We start from the raw sequence: 15,327 nt of genomic DNA, 5'->3' as shown, positions 1-15,327 counted from the left end.
AAAAAATGCAAGAAGAAATTTTCATTCCTTCAAAACTAGATAATAAGAAGGTATTTCATTTTTTAAAAAGCGTTGGTTAAGTCCTCGATCTATTAGTATCAGTCAGCTCCACATGTCGCCACGCTTCCACCTCTGACCTATCAACCTGATCATCTTTCAGGGATCTTACTAGCTTGCGCCATGGGAAATCTCATCTTGAGGGGGGCTTCATGCTTAGATGCTTTCAGCACTTATCCCGTCCGCACGTAGCTACCCAGCTATGCCTTTGGCAAGACAACTGGTACACCAGCGGTGCGTCCATCCCGGTCCTCTCGTACTAAGGACAGCTCCTCTCAAATTTCCTGCGCCCGCGACGGATAGGGACCGAACTGTCTCACGACGTTCTGAACCCAGCTCGCGTACCGCTTTAATGGGCGAACAGCCCAACCCTTGGGACCGACTACAGCCCCAGGATGCGATGAGCCGACATCGAGGTGCCAAACCTCCCCGTCGATGTGGACTCTTGGGGGAGATAAGCCTGTTATCCCCGGGGTAGCTTTTATCCGTTGAGCGATGGCCCTTCCATGCGGAACCACCGGATCACTAAGCCCGACTTTCGTCCCTGCTCGACTTGTAGGTCTCGCAGTCAAGCTCCCTTGTGCCTTTACACTCTACGAATGATTTCCAACCATTCTGAGGGAACCTTTGGGCGCCTCCGTTACTCTTTAGGAGGCGACCGCCCCAGTCAAACTGCCCACCTGACACTGTCTCCCACCCCGATAAGGGGCGCGGGTTAGAATTTCAATACAGCCAGGGTAGTATCCCACCAACGCCTCCACCGAAGCTAGCGCTCCGGCTTCTCAGGCTCCTACCTATCCTGTACAAGCTGTACCAAAATTCAATATCAGGCTGCAGTAAAGCTCCACGGGGTCTTTCCGTCCTGTCGCGGGTAACCTGCATCTTCACAGGTACTATAATTTCACCGAGTCTCTCGTTGAGACAGTGCCCAGATCGTTACACCTTTCGTGCGGGTCGGAACTTACCCGACAAGGAATTTCGCTACCTTAGGACCGTTATAGTTACGGCCGCCGTTTACTGGGGCTTCGGTTCAAAGCTTCGCTTGCGCTAACCTCTCCCCTTAACCTTCCAGCACCGGGCAGGTGTCAGCCCCTATACTTCGCCTTGCGGCTTCGCAGAGACCTGTGTTTTTGCTAAACAGTCGCCTGGGCCTATTCACTGCGGCTTTTCCGGGCTATTCACCCTAAAAAGCACCCCTTCTCCCGAAGTTACGGGGTCATTTTGCCGAGTTCCTTAACGAGAGTTCTCTCGCACACCTTAGGATTCTCTCCTCGCCTACCTGTGTCGGTTTGCGGTACGGGCACCTTACATCTCACTAGAGGCTTTTCTTGGCAGCGTGGAATCAGGAACTTCGGTACTATATTTCCCTCGCCATCACAGCTCCGCCTTAATGGAAACGGGATTTGCCTCGTTTCCGGCCTAACTGCTTGGACGCGCATATCCAACAGCGCGCTTACCCTATCCTTCTGCGTCCCCCCATCGTTCAAACGATGTATAGGTGGTACAGGAATATCAACCTGTTGTCCATCGCCTACGCCTTTCGGCCTCGGCTTAGGTCCCGACTAACCCTGAGCGGACGAGCCTTCCTCAGGAAACCTTAGGCATTCGGTGGAAGGGATTCTCACCCTTCTTTCGCTACTCATACCGGCATTCTCACTTCTAAGCGCTCCACCAGTCCTTCCGGTCTGACTTCAACGCCCTTAGAACGCTCTCCTACCATCGACACCTAATGGTGTCAATCCACAGCTTCGGTGATACGTTTAGCCCCGGTACATTTTCGGCGCGGAGTCACTCGACCAGTGAGCTATTACGCACTCTTTAAATGGTGGCTGCTTCTGAGCCAACATCCTGGTTGTCTAAGCAACTCCACATCCTTTTCCACTTAACGTATACTTTGGGACCTTAGCTGGTGGTCTGGGCTGTTTCCCTTTCGACTACGGATCTTATCACTCGCAGTCTGACTCCCAAGAATAAGTATTTGGCATTCGGAGTTTGACTGAATTCGGTAACCCGTTGGGGGCCCCTAGTCCAATCAGTGCTCTACCTCCAATACTCTCATCTTGAGGCTAGCCCTAAAGCTATTTCGGAGAGAACCAGCTATCTCCAGGTTCGATTGGAATTTCTCCGCTACCCACACCTCATCCCCGCACTTTTCAACGTGCGTGGGTTCGGGCCTCCATTCAGTGTTACCTGAACTTCACCCTGGACATGGGTAGATCACCTGGTTTCGGGTCTACGACCTCATACTCATTCGCCCTATTCAGACTCGCTTTCGCTGCGGCTCCGTCTTATCAACTTAACCTCGCATGAAATCGTAACTCGCCGGTTCATTCTACAAAAGGCACGCCATTACCCATTAACGGGCTTTGACTACTTGTAGGCACACGGTTTCAGGATCTATTTCACTCCCCTTCCGGGGTGCTTTTCACCTTTCCCTCACGGTACTGGTTCACTATCGGTCACTAGGGAGTATTTAGCCTTGGGAGATGGTCCTCCCTGCTTCCGACGGGATTTCTCGTGTCCCGCCGTACTCAGGATCCACTCAGGAGGGAACGAAGTTTCAACTACAGGGTTTTTACCTTCTTTGACGGACCTTTCCAGGTCACTTCATTTACCCCGTTCCTTTGTAACTCCATGTTGAGTGTCCTACAACCCCAAGAGGCAAGCCTCTTGGTTTGGGCTAATTCCGTTTCGCTCGCCGCTACTCAGGAAATCGCATTTGCTTTCTCTTCCTCCGGGTACTTAGATGTTTCAGTTCCCCGGGTCTGCCTTCAGTACCCTATGTATTCAGGTAAAGATACTGTTCCATTACGAACAGTGGGTTTCCCCATTCGGAAATCTCCGGATCAAAGCTTACTTACAGCTCCCCGAAGCATATCGGTGTTAGTCCCGTCCTTCATCGGCTCCTAGTGCCAAGGCATCCACCGTGCGCCCTTTCTAACTTAACCGTTAAAAAGATCTTACAGATGCTTTGAAAAAAATTAATTGCCTTCTATCTATTATCTAGTTTTCAAGGAACAAAGCAGAAAGAATCCATCACATCGTGATGTTTTTCTTCCCTATCTGAATGAATTACTCATTCAAAACTGAACAAAACAAAAGCGCTCTCGTAATTATCCTTAGAAAGGAGGTGATCCAGCCGCACCTTCCGATACGGCTACCTTGTTACGACTTCACCCCAATCATCTGTCCCACCTTAGGCGGCTGGCTCCATAAAGGTTACCTCACCGACTTCGGGTGTTACAAACTCTCGTGGTGTGACGGGCGGTGTGTACAAGGCCCGGGAACGTATTCACCGCGGCATGCTGATCCGCGATTACTAGCGATTCCGGCTTCATGTAGGCGAGTTGCAGCCTACAATCCGAACTGAGAATGGCTTTATGGGATTCGCTTACCTTCGCAGGTTTGCAGCCCTTTGTACCATCCATTGTAGCACGTGTGTAGCCCAGGTCATAAGGGGCATGATGATTTGACGTCATCCCCACCTTCCTCCGGTTTGTCACCGGCAGTCACCTTAGAGTGCCCAACTGAATGCTGGCAACTAAGATCAAGGGTTGCGCTCGTTGCGGGACTTAACCCAACATCTCACGACACGAGCTGACGACAACCATGCACCACCTGTCACTCTGTCCCCCGAAGGGGAAAGCCCTATCTCTAGGGTTGTCAGAGGATGTCAAGACCTGGTAAGGTTCTTCGCGTTGCTTCGAATTAAACCACATGCTCCACCGCTTGTGCGGGCCCCCGTCAATTCCTTTGAGTTTCAGCCTTGCGGCCGTACTCCCCAGGCGGAGTGCTTAATGCGTTAGCTGCAGCACTAAAGGGCGGAAACCCTCTAACACTTAGCACTCATCGTTTACGGCGTGGACTACCAGGGTATCTAATCCTGTTTGCTCCCCACGCTTTCGCGCCTCAGTGTCAGTTACAGACCAGAAAGTCGCCTTCGCCACTGGTGTTCCTCCAAATCTCTACGCATTTCACCGCTACACTTGGAATTCCACTTTCCTCTTCTGCACTCAAGTTCCCCAGTTTCCAATGACCCTCCACGGTTGAGCCGTGGGCTTTCACATCAGACTTAAAGAACCACCTGCGCGCGCTTTACGCCCAATAATTCCGGACAACGCTTGCCACCTACGTATTACCGCGGCTGCTGGCACGTAGTTAGCCGTGGCTTTCTGGTTAGGTACCGTCAAGGTACCAGCAGTTACTCTGGTACTTGTTCTTCCCTAACAACAGAACTTTACGACCCGAAGGCCTTCTTCGTTCACGCGGCGTTGCTCCGTCAGACTTTCGTCCATTGCGGAAGATTCCCTACTGCTGCCTCCCGTAGGAGTCTGGGCCGTGTCTCAGTCCCAGTGTGGCCGATCACCCTCTCAGGTCGGCTACGCATCGTCGCCTTGGTGAGCCATTACCTCACCAACTAGCTAATGCGCCGCGGGCCCATCTATAAGTGACAGCCGAAACCGTCTTTCCATCTTCTCTCATGCGAGAAAAGAACGTATCCGGTATTAGCTCCGGTTTCCCGAAGTTATCCCAGTCTTATAGGCAGGTTGCCCACGTGTTACTCACCCGTCCGCCGCTAATCTCAGGGAGCAAGCTCCCATCGATTCGCTCGACTTGCATGTATTAGGCACGCCGCCAGCGTTCGTCCTGAGCCAGGATCAAACTCTCCGAAGAAATGTTTGACTTGCTCATTTTGCTTTTTTGATAGTGTGTGCTCACTTAAAATTTAACGTTGGCGCTTTGTTTTGTTCAGTTTTCAAAGAGCAATTTCGTTGTCGTTTACTTCGTAAGCGACTTTTACATCTTATCATGTTATCAACTCTGTTGTCAACATGTTTTTTTATTTTATTTTTTTTGATGAAGCTGCGAAAGCTGATGTCCCGCAGCGACATGTATTAATATAACACCTATATTATTATTGGTCAACAATAAAAACACATTTTTTTAAAAGTTTTTTGACACTCGATAAAACCGATGATAAACCTCGTGTCCTTTTGTCTCCGCTTTGATGACATCGATTACCTTCTTCTCTATCAAATATTCCAACAGAACGCCTAGGTCGACTGAATAAAACTTAACTTCCGGATGCTCCATAAGCTCCGCAATCGTCCACGGATCTTCTTTCGTCCCCATTATTTCTACCAAATGCTGTGAACCTGCATTCGTCCTCGAATAAATAAGAAATTCACTCGCAAGGAATAGAAGCTCCAATCTTTTTTCAAGAGTTTCCTCACTGCTGATCAATTCTTTATACAACTTGTAGATCTCAGGTTCCATTTGCTTCACTTGGTTCCAGACCGTAACCTCCGGATAAAAGCCTTGTTCTATTATTTCCAAACGTGCCAAGTGATGTAGGGAATGAACGATATGGTTGTATGCCTCAAGATAATGACCTTTTTCAAAAAAGCTTTTCCCATCCATGTACCTGCGAATTAACTTCGCGAACTCCATCCCCATCTTTAACTTCCTTCCATAGAAGGGGAACTCGCGGATTTCGGTTTTCAAACGGTCCAAATATTCATTCCGGTCAAAAAGGACCTTCCCATTATAAATCCAGTCAACCACTTTGCGGTTCGTCCCTAATAGGAGCCATTCTTTTAACTGGTCTTCCTTTACGATATGTAAGGCTGCCTTTTTATCCTGATAAGTGTAGTGTTTTAAAAACACGGCCTCTTGGGCTTCGTCTGCAATCACAAATAGGATGTAGTCAAATGTATCGGTAATCGGGCTATTATCTTCTCTTTTTTCTATTAACAAGATTCCAAGTGTAGATTTTAAGCTTGCTCGCTCTTGATAAATCGGGCGAAGGATATCTTCCATCATAAATTCCTCCAAAACCTTTTTTTTTTAAGTTTCGACAAAACTCTTCATTTTCCTGCTTATTTCCCTTACCCCAAACCATTTCAATTCAAAAGTAATAAGTATCCTTTATTTCTTTTTTGTTCCATCCATTGTTTATGTTATAGTTAAAGTTATATTTTAGGAGGGACAATCCATGGCTAAACATTCTAGCAAAATCAATAAAATACGTACATTTGCTTTGAGTTTGATTTTCATCGGCTTTATCGTAATGTATATCGGGCTTTTCTTCAAATCACATCCAGTTGTCATGACACTTTTCATGGGGCTTGGCCTTTTATTCATAATCGCAAGCACCGGGGTTTATTTTTGGATTGGAATGCTTTCTACAAAAACGATCCAGGTTGTCTGTCCTAACTGCAGCAAACCTACAAAAATATTAGGGCGTGTAGATATTTGCATGCATTGTGAAGAACCCTTGACCCTTGACAAAAAGTTGGAAGGCGAAGAATTTAACGAAAAATATAATCGCAAAAGCCTGCATGATTAGAGGGGTTCCAGCTTGCTGATTTACCTATCATGAGACCTTAACAATTGTATCATTTCTTCGAGACATGAAAAAAAGTTCCAACCAAGTGGAGGAACTTTTTTTAATGCGTTTCTTTTTTCGCACAATCCGTACAGTCGCCGTAGATTTCCATCCGATGGTGACTGACATTGAAACCGGTGACTTGTGCCGCGAAATGCTCGACTTCATCCAATGCAGGATAGTCGAAATCCACAATTTTCCCACAGGTTTGACAGATTACATGATAATGATTCGTCGTTACGAAATCAAACCTGGCTGAAGAATCACCATAAGTAAGTTCTTTTACCAAGCCTACCTCCCGGAAAACACGCAGGTTATTATAAACTGTCGCCACGCTCATATTTGGAAACTTGCCTTCCAGCGCTTTATATATATCATCCGCGGTAGGGTGGGACATGGAGCTTATCAAATACTCAAGTATCGCATGGCGTTGAGGAGTTATTCTTACACCGGTATCTTTTAGGGAATCCAACGCTTCTTTTAACTGAACTTCAGACACCGTCATCCACCTCGTTTTCTCATTAAGTATGAATTCTTAAATTGTAATATTTATAATTAGTGTACCTTTTATTCGTTGAATTTGTCAATAATTCGATGGTTTTACCATTCTTTTTTATTTTATTCATCACCGCTTTGAATCTTTCCCATTTTCGTATTGTATTTTAGTATCCCCTCGATAAGTCGATTACGTTGATGAAGTCTTTTCCAGCTTTCAGGTATTCACGCATGTTTTTTTCGAATATCGCAAAGGTTCTTGGTAAGTATTCTCCGCTTTTACTTGAAAGATGCGGTGTGACCGTAACGTTTTCCATCTTCCAAAATGGATGCCCTTTTCCTAAAGGTTCCGGATCAAATACATCCAAGATGGCATGAGCCAATTCCCCTGCTTCCAATGCTTCGATCAACACTTCATCGTTAATAAGATCACCGCGGCCAATATTCACGAATACGGCGGTTTCTTTCATTGCTTTAAAGTGTTCTTTTTGCAGAAGGCCCTTGGTTTCATCAGTACTTGGCAGGACGGATACGATGTAATCAGCTTCCGGTACGGCTTCCAATATATTATCCAGTGTATAAAGGCGATCGATGGAATCCACTGGCTTCCCGCTGCGGTTCACCCCCATTGTCGTCATCCTAAAGGCTTTCCCCAAACGGGCCACTTCTCCTCCAATTGCACCGGCACCAAGAACGAGCATCGTTTTGCCATTCATTTCCCCTACTTCAATCTTTCTATGCCACAGTTCTTCCCTTTCATTCTTCATAAGCAGTTTAAGTTTCTTTTCATATTGTAAAAGCATCCCTATCGTATACTCGGCCATTGGGATTTTATGAATGCCTCTTGCGTTCGTCACCAAAATGCCGCGTTCCTCAATGGCTTTAAAAGGCATTAATTCCAATCCTGCACTCATGACCATTATCCATTTTAAGTTCGCCGCTTTCCCAATGATTTCTTCATTTAAATCCTCACCGTATGTAATCAAGATTTCCGCTTCATTAAGTGGCTCATCCGTCCATCCTTCTTGATAAATGAAGTTCAAATCAGGAAATGCGTCCATCATCTTCGTTTGGATGCTTTCATTCGGAATGATTGTTGAAAGTATTAACATGTTTATCTCTCCCTTTTAATTAACATAAAAAAACACGGGCTCTGTGTGTCCCGTGCAACTTTCTCTGAGGAGGTATTCCCTTAATAAAGCATATTCAGGTGTCCCCTTTTTGAGTTGGACAAAAGCCTTAGCCTTAATAAAAAAGGCTTTGTTTTAATGAATTTGGGTTTAATGCATGTAATTCAGGCAATATGAAAATTCCATCCCTTCTGATCAGCACATCGTCAAAGTAGATGTCACCACCGCCATATTCAGGACGCTGGATCAAGACCATATCCCAGTGTATAGATGAACGGTTTCCATTATCCGCTTCTCCATAGGCAAGTCCCAGAGCCAAGTGCAGACTCCCGCTTATTTTCTCATCGAATAATGTATCGTCCATAGGTTCCAATATGTATGGATTGATTCCAATTGCGAACTCCCCGATAAAACGGGACCCTTCATCGATATCCAGAATCCGGTTCATTTTGGCAGGTTGATTGGAAATGGCTTTAATGATTTTCCCCTTTTCAATGTTTAATTCCATGTCACTAAAGGTGATTCCTTCATAGGTTGTGGGTGCGTTGAAGGATATCCTTCCATTGACGCTTTCTTTTATGGGTGCCGTAAACACTTCTCCATCAGGTAAATTCTTTTTGCCGGCACATATGATGGCCGGCATACCTTTGATGGAAAAAGTCAGATCTGTCCCCGGTGAAACGATCCTGACTTGGTCAGTCCGTTCCATCAATTGCTTTAACGGTTTAAATGCCGCCTCCATTTTCCCGTAATCCATAGTGCATACTTTGAAAAGGAAGTCTTGGTACCTGTCGAAGTTCATGCCGGCTTTTTGCGCTGATGCGTTGGTGGGATATTTAAGTAAGACCCACCGTCGGTTGTTTACATAGAAAAGAGTGGGAGAATTCATAGCTTCCCCTTGAATACGGTGCCTCTCGATGGGAACATCAGTCATTTCCACGTCGTTTTCTTCACTGGTGATGATGATGACCGCATCGATATCCGTATACTTCTTCATAGCCCATTGCGACGAGGTATCAAGTTGTTCCTTCACATTCCCTTGTAACAGATGTCGGCTAATCTCATCGTCTTCGAGTTCTATATATGGATAAGCACCCACCCTGTATATTTCATCAATCAGCTCTTTCAACAATGGTTTCGTGTTGATATGGCCCCGGATGAGGATTCTCTCTTTTGGCTGTAATTGTATCGAATGATGAATCAGCCTGGCCGCAAGCTTCGTTATTCGTTCATCCTTCATCTGCCTGTCCCTTATTTTTCTAGGTCTCGAAGAGTTTCAAGCGCTTCTTCGACGTGGCCTTTGACTTTTACTTTACGCCATTCCTTGACTATTTTACCTGCCTTATCAATCAGGAAAGTTGAACGTTCAATGCCCATATATTCCTTGCCGAAATTCTTTTTCAATTGCCACACATCAAATGATTCAGCCGCTTCATGGTTTTCGTCAGCTAGCAGCAGAAAAGGCAATCCATGTTTTTCGATGAATTTTTCATGACGTGCCGCCGGATCTGGGCTTATACCAATAATGACAGCGTTCAATTCCTCGAATTGTTCATTGTGGTCCCGGAAATCACAGGCCTCCGTCGTGCATCCTGGCGTCATGTCTTTTGGATAAAAATATAAAACGATGTATTTCCCTTTAAAATCCGATAGGGAAACCATTTCACCATTGTTTGCAGGGAGTTGAAAATCAGGTGCTTTTTCTCCAATTTTAACAGTCATATTGAATCCTCCATTTCCTTCATTATGGTAAGAGTACCCAATAATCGAAAGAAACACAACTTTCATTTATCCTTCCTATCTTTATGCTCCAGATCGATCACCGTCCGAATCACGAACGCTGCCGGGAGTGTGTACCCGATGAAAGCCTGAATGGTAGCTATCATCCTGCCCATTCCAATTGGGGCTATATCTCCATACCCTACAGAAAACATAGTCATCGCGCTAAAATAAAAAGAAGTCTTCAACTGTTCATAGAATGTGCCATCCAATCGATTGCCCATATCAAGAATCACCGAATGATTCTGAAGCTCGTATAATAAATAAATCAGTGCAAATCCAACTAATATCGTCGCATATAAATTGCCAAGCCACAGCATATCCTCCAGAGAAAACTTCTTTCCTCCCGACTCAACAAGAAATAACGTCCGAATGCTCATCACCATGCAAAAAATGATTCCTGCAATCAAGATGTAGAAAGTCATCCCCTACGCCCCATTTCAAAACGCCACTTCCTTTATACATACTCCCTGTCCTAACAATATATTCTTTTTTAGGAACAGACTTCAGCCTTATCACTCACACACCCTAAAGGCATTTGTCAAAATGTCGGGAACGTTTCCCGATTTTTTTCATGTTGACCCTTTTGGTCGGATATGTTAAGATTATCTAAATTTTTATAATAGTTTTTATTTTATAAATATTTGGTGCCTGCAATCAGTTTATCAGCAGGTTTAGTGAAATTTCATATGTGGAAATAGGTTCCTAATTTTCATTAGGATTAAAAGGGAAGCCCGGTTTGATTCCGGCACGGTCCCGCCACTGTAATGGGAATGTTAGCGCCATCCAATATGCCACTGATCTACGGATCGGGAAGGCTCGCTGCTAATGATATTCCCTAAGTCAGGAGACCTGCCTATTTCGACAACACTGTTTTAACCTACGGGAGATAGGGAGGTGTTAGGGACCTTATAATTATAAGGGGCATTCTGCATGTCTCTTTATTTTAAGCATTTCTAACTTTCTCTTATTGACGGTTAGGGGTGCTTTTTTTATTGTTTTTAAACAAATCAAAGGAAAGTAGGAGGATGAGAATTTTGAAAAGCAGTAATTTGGGGTACCCGCGAATCGGGGAAGATCGTGAATGGAAACGTACATTGGAAGCATATTGGTCTGGGAAAATCGATGAACCAAAATTTACGGCACAACTAAAAGCCATCCGTTTAGGCAACTTACAAAAACAAAAAGATCAAGGCATTGATATCATTCCTGTCAACGACTTCACTTTCTATGATCAAATGCTCGATATGTCCGTCATGTTCGGTCTTGTTCCTGAACGTTACTCTGCCTATGAAGGCGGAAGCGTTCCCCTTTCCGTTTATTATTCAATGGCTCGCGGGAACAATGATGAGGTCGCTTCCGAAATGACGAAATGGTTCAATACGAACTATCACTATATCGTCCCTGAATTAAAACTGCCACAGCTGACTTTAACAGAAAATAAACCACTTGTAGCATATCGGGAAGCCAAGGAAAAGCTAGGGATTGAAACGAAGCCCGTGTTAATCGGACCTTATACTTTCATCTCCCTTTCCAAAGGCTTCAAAAAACAAGATATCCCTGGCATAATCCTGCGCCTGCTTCCTCTATATACGCAAATCCTGCAGGAGTTGGAGCAAGAAGGCGTGAAGTGGATTCAAATGGACGAGCCTTCTCTTGTTTCATCCATTTCCAAAGATGATATGCAAACTGTTACTTACCTCTATGAAAAACTGAATGAAGCAGCACCAAACCTGAACATCATGCTGCAAACATACTTTGATGCCGTGGAACACTACCAAGAAGTCATCGAATTACCAGTTCAGGGAATCGGTCTTGATTTTGTACATGATAAAGGAAGGAATCTAAGTAATCTTGAAGCATCCGGCTTCCCGAAGGACAAAGTGCTTGGTGCAGGTGTGATTGATGGAAAAAACATTTGGCTTTCTGATTTATCGAAAAAGATTCAATTGATCGACACTCTAAAGAAAAAAGTAGCCGAAGACCGAATCTGGCTTCAACCCTCTTGTTCCCTGCTTCATGTTCCAGTGACCGTTCGTAATGAAACCGCCGTTTCAAAAGAAGTGAAAGAAACCCTTGCTTTCGCCGATGAGAAACTTGAAGAAATAACACTCTTGGTCAAAGGGAATAATCAGGGCTTTGAAGCAATCGCCGATAAGGTCGATGCTAATAAATTAACGGTTCAGACGTTAGCTAGTTCAAATGCACGGAATCATAAGAGTGTACAATCCAGTGTCGAAAAGGCTAAATCAGAGCATGTTGGACGTCAGCTGCCATTTAAAGAACGTTACCAAAAACAACAGGAATTTTTCAAATTGCCTTTTCTACCTTCAACAACGATCGGTAGTTTCCCACAGACATTTGAAGTTAAGCAAGCACGCGGGAAATTCAAAAAAGGAGAATGGAGCGCTGCGCAATATGAAACATTCATTAACGAAGAAATCGGCAGGTGGATCGATATTCAAGAAGAAATTGGCTTGGACGTTCTGGTACACGGGGAATTCGAACGGACGGATATGGTTGAATACTTCGGTCATAAGTTAGGCGGATTTGTCTTTCTAGAAAAGGGCTGGGTACAATCCTATGGGTCTCGCTGCGTAAAACCACCAGTCATTTATGGCGACATCCATTTCATCGAACCGATGACAGTCAGGGAAAGTGTATACGCACAATCACTGACAAAGAAGACCGTAAAGGGAATGCTTACAGGTCCTGTCACGATTTTGAACTGGTCATTTGTCCGTGATGATATTTCCAGGGAGAATGTATGCTACCAGCTGGCACTTGCTTTGGAAAAAGAAGTCATTGCATTGGAATCGGCAGGAATCAAAATGATCCAAGTTGATGAACCTGCACTTAGGGAAGGTCTACCATTGAAAAAAAGCGATCGCGATGAGTATTTGAACTGGGCTGTGAATTCGTTCTTGATATCCACATCAAGCGTGGAGGATACAACGCAAATTCACACGCATATGTGCTATTGCGACTTCAACAGTTTCATGGATGTCATTTCTTCCTTGGATGCCGATGTTATTTCCATCGAAACATCCCGTAGCCATGGAGAGCTTGCTTCCGCATTCGAGGAAAAAACGTATGAAAAAGGTATTGGCCTGGGTGTGTATGATATTCACAGTCCCCGAGTTCCAGCAGTGGAAGAAATGGTCGATATGATTGAACGGGGCATCAAGGTATTAGATAAAGACCAGTTTTGGATCAATCCCGACTGCGGCCTGAAAACAAGGGGTATCCCGGAAACCGTCGCTTCCCTGAAAAACATGGTCGAAGCAGCAATAATCGTCCGTGAAAATCTGTTAGCCCAAACAACAGGCAAATGATTGAAAAGGAAAGCGGCCTATCAAATGCCCATCCAACACAGCAGTCACGGACTTTCCTAACCGACCTTGTTTTTCCACCGGATACGAACCATCATAATACCATCTTTGGCGGGAAAGTAATGGCTTATGTTGATAAAATAGCCTGTATTTCAGCAATGCGCCATTGCCGAAAACCCGTTGTGACTGCTTCAAGCGACTCTTTTGATTTTTTGGCCCCCATCAAGACAGGGGACGCAATTAACCTTGAAGCTTATGTCACTTGTGCCCATCGCACATCAATGGAGGTATTCGTGAAAGTGGAGCGTGAGAACTTATTAACAGGTGAAAAGCAGCTTACGGCACGCGCTTTTTTAACGATGCTGGCCATTGACGAAAACGGTAAGCCGACAATCGTACCTCAGGTCATTCCGGAAACGGAAGATGAAAAGCAGCAATATGTTCAAGCACAAGCAAGATATATTGAAAGAAAGAATAAACGCAAATAAACAAAAACCCCTTCAACATGAATACTGTTGAAGGGGTTTTTTTAGTTTCCTGCCCCACGGTACCTCTTCACTCCTTGATTCCATATGAAAACGGATATCATGAAAAAGGCAACCCCGATTACAGGTGTGGCAAATGCATACGCATACCACTCTTCTTTTCTAAGGAAATAAGATGCCGGATAAACACCAACAAACGCGAATGGCAGCACCCATGTAAGGATAAAACGAATGACCTTATTATAAATATCAACAGGATAGCGACCGTAGTTCCCGATATTGTACATCATTGGCATGATGGATGTTTTCGCATCCGACCAGAACCCAATGCTTGCTATCGCTACGAATATGGCTGCATAAGCAAGGGCCCCTCCTATTGCAAAAATGATGAAAAGAATCGGGTCATACCACGCAAGCTCCAGATCCAATGAAGCCCCCGAATAGAATATAATGATCAAACCGGTCACAACGCCAAATAACGATTCTAGCTCGATTCTTTCTAAGATGACTTGAAAGAGGCTATGTATCGGTCTTGTTAATATCCGATCCATCTCACCTTTGACGATATAGCGATCATTAAAATCCCAGATGTTGAAAAAGGCTGAAAAAAGGGCGAATGGGATAAGGAAGAATCCATAAATGAATATGATTTCTTCACGGCTCCACCCGCTTAAAAATTGGGTATGTCCAAAAACGACTAAGATAAATACCAGATTCACGACCTGATTCAGCAGGTCAGATAGGATTTCCATGAAGAAATCGGCTCTATACTGCAATCTTGTTTTCATATACTGACTCACATATTGAAAAAACATCGATACATAAAACATCCCTTCAACCTCCTTGAATAATCAGCTGTTTTTTTGCGACTATCCATAAAAGCTGAATCGGTATTATAAGAATGATGCACCAAATTAACTGCTGTAAAAGCGCCATGCCAATTTCAGCTGAACTGTACCCGTTCGTAAAAATCATGCTTGGTACATAGCTGATCCCTTGAAAGGGCAAATATTTCATCACTTCCTGCGCCCATATCGGATAGAAACTGATGGGCAGCAGCAGACCGGAAAATAAATCAATGATAACCCTTTTAGCCCGGATCAATCCGGCATTATTATATAAGAAAAAGGTAGTGATTCCTGTCAATAAGTTAATTTGTGTATTGATGATGAAGCTGAACAGCAAGGAAATGCCGAATATCCCCCACGTAGCCGGCTCGTGTGGCAATTCAATAGGAAAAATGAAAGCTACCAGCAGCATTCCCGGAATCGAGAAGAAGAAGAAACGGAATATCCCCTCCCCAAGTCCTTGCATCGTTTTCATGCCTAAATAGTTATAAGGACGGATCATTTCAATGGCGACCTTGCCGTCCTTAATTTCAGTGGCGATTTCGCGGTCAATATTATTGAAATAAAAAGCACGCGCCATCCATGCAACAGCGACGTAGGTTGTCATCTGCATACTTGAAAGTCCTTCGATGGAGCTTTTCTCTCCATATATCGCATTCCATAAGAAATAATAAGCACCGATATTAATGCTATAAATTAAAATGCCGGTATAATAATCCGTTCGATACGCAAGCATCATCAAAAAACGCATGCGGATCATTGCAATATACTTCCCCATTGCCCTCCCCCTTCTTGATAGACACGTTGTTTCTT

Annotated in this window: 11 protein-coding genes, 2 rRNA genes and 1 riboswitch; of the genes, 3 read left to right on the top strand and 10 right to left on the bottom strand. The window is 44.5% G+C overall.

The window, feature by feature from the left end:
• Positions 1–72 precede the first annotated feature (72 nt).
• The 3 genes from ACDZ29_RS14590 to ACDZ29_RS14580 all read right to left on the bottom strand — a co-directional run bounded on the left by ACDZ29_RS14590 (position 73) and on the right by ACDZ29_RS14580 (position 5,877).
• Positions 73–3,005, bottom strand: a 23S ribosomal RNA gene (locus tag ACDZ29_RS14590).
• Between the two features lie 175 nt (positions 3,006–3,180).
• Positions 3,181–4,731, bottom strand: a 16S ribosomal RNA gene (locus ACDZ29_RS14585).
• The 16S and 23S rRNA genes sit together here, the layout of an rRNA operon.
• A 270-nt stretch (positions 4,732–5,001) precedes the next feature.
• Positions 5,002–5,877 (bottom strand): nucleotidyltransferase-like protein, encoded by an 876-nt coding sequence (locus ACDZ29_RS14580; RefSeq protein ID WP_289323771.1) that lies wholly within the window; start codon positions 5,875–5,877, stop codon positions 5,002–5,004.
• A gap of 175 nt (positions 5,878–6,052) precedes the next feature.
• Between ACDZ29_RS14580 and ACDZ29_RS14575 the strand changes: the two genes are divergently transcribed.
• Positions 6,053–6,406, top strand: a complete 354-nt coding sequence (locus ACDZ29_RS14575; protein WP_289323770.1) for a YgzB family protein — start codon at positions 6,053–6,055, stop codon at positions 6,404–6,406.
• A gap of 100 nt (positions 6,407–6,506) precedes the next feature.
• Here ACDZ29_RS14575 and perR read toward each other — a convergent pair whose 3' ends face one another.
• The 5 genes from perR to ACDZ29_RS14550 all read right to left on the bottom strand — a co-directional run bounded on the left by perR (position 6,507) and on the right by ACDZ29_RS14550 (position 10,274).
• Positions 6,507–6,950, bottom strand: coding sequence for a peroxide-responsive transcriptional repressor PerR (gene perR, locus ACDZ29_RS14570; protein WP_370013904.1), 444 nt, complete (start codon positions 6,948–6,950; stop codon positions 6,507–6,509).
• Positions 6,951–7,107: 157 nt separating this feature from the next.
• Complete coding sequence (locus ACDZ29_RS14565) at positions 7,108–8,052, bottom strand: D-2-hydroxyacid dehydrogenase (RefSeq protein WP_375088024.1); 945 nt, start codon at positions 8,050–8,052, stop codon at positions 7,108–7,110.
• A 133-nt stretch (positions 8,053–8,185) separates the two neighbouring features.
• Complete coding sequence (locus tag ACDZ29_RS14560; protein WP_375088023.1) at positions 8,186–9,310, bottom strand: aminopeptidase; 1,125 nt, start codon at positions 9,308–9,310, stop codon at positions 8,186–8,188.
• An 11-nt stretch (positions 9,311–9,321) separates the two neighbouring features.
• Positions 9,322–9,792 (bottom strand): thioredoxin-dependent thiol peroxidase, encoded by a 471-nt coding sequence (gene bcp, locus ACDZ29_RS14555; protein WP_289318482.1) that lies wholly within the window; start codon positions 9,790–9,792, stop codon positions 9,322–9,324.
• Between the two features lie 62 nt (positions 9,793–9,854).
• Positions 9,855–10,274, bottom strand: coding sequence for a potassium channel family protein (locus ACDZ29_RS14550; RefSeq protein ID WP_101225970.1), 420 nt, complete (start codon positions 10,272–10,274; stop codon positions 9,855–9,857).
• 257 nt (positions 10,275–10,531) lie between these two features.
• Positions 10,532–10,724, top strand: a riboswitch (cobalamin riboswitch).
• A gap of 153 nt (positions 10,725–10,877) precedes the next feature.
• On the opposite strand from ACDZ29_RS14550, the gene metE reads away from it, so the two are divergent.
• Both metE and ACDZ29_RS14540 read left to right on the top strand, forming a co-directional pair.
• A complete protein-coding gene (gene metE / locus ACDZ29_RS14545; protein ID WP_375088022.1) occupies positions 10,878–13,184 on the top strand; it encodes a 5-methyltetrahydropteroyltriglutamate--homocysteine S-methyltransferase in 2,307 nt (768 codons plus the stop codon).
• Positions 13,181–13,669, top strand: coding sequence for an acyl-CoA thioesterase (locus ACDZ29_RS14540; RefSeq protein ID WP_289323766.1), 489 nt, complete (start codon positions 13,181–13,183; stop codon positions 13,667–13,669). The genes metE and ACDZ29_RS14540 overlap by 4 nt, the downstream gene beginning before the upstream one ends.
• Positions 13,670–13,710: 41 nt before the next feature.
• On the opposite strand, the gene ACDZ29_RS14535 is transcribed toward ACDZ29_RS14540, so the two are convergent.
• A complete protein-coding gene (locus ACDZ29_RS14535; protein ID WP_289317907.1) occupies positions 13,711–14,496 on the bottom strand; it encodes an ABC transporter permease in 786 nt (261 codons plus the stop codon).
• A 4-nt stretch (positions 14,497–14,500) separates the two neighbouring features.
• Positions 14,501–15,292 carry an ABC transporter permease gene (locus tag ACDZ29_RS14530; RefSeq protein ID WP_375088021.1) on the bottom strand — a complete coding sequence of 264 codons (792 nt, stop codon included), beginning with the start codon at positions 15,290–15,292 and terminating at the stop codon, positions 14,501–14,503.
• Between the last annotated feature and the right edge of the window lie 35 nt (positions 15,293–15,327).

This window comes from Peribacillus sp. RS7, from assembly GCF_041956845.1.
Classification (GTDB): Bacteria; Bacillota; Bacilli; order Bacillales; family DSM-1321; genus Peribacillus.
This window is presented reverse-complemented; position numbering and strand designations above follow the sequence as displayed.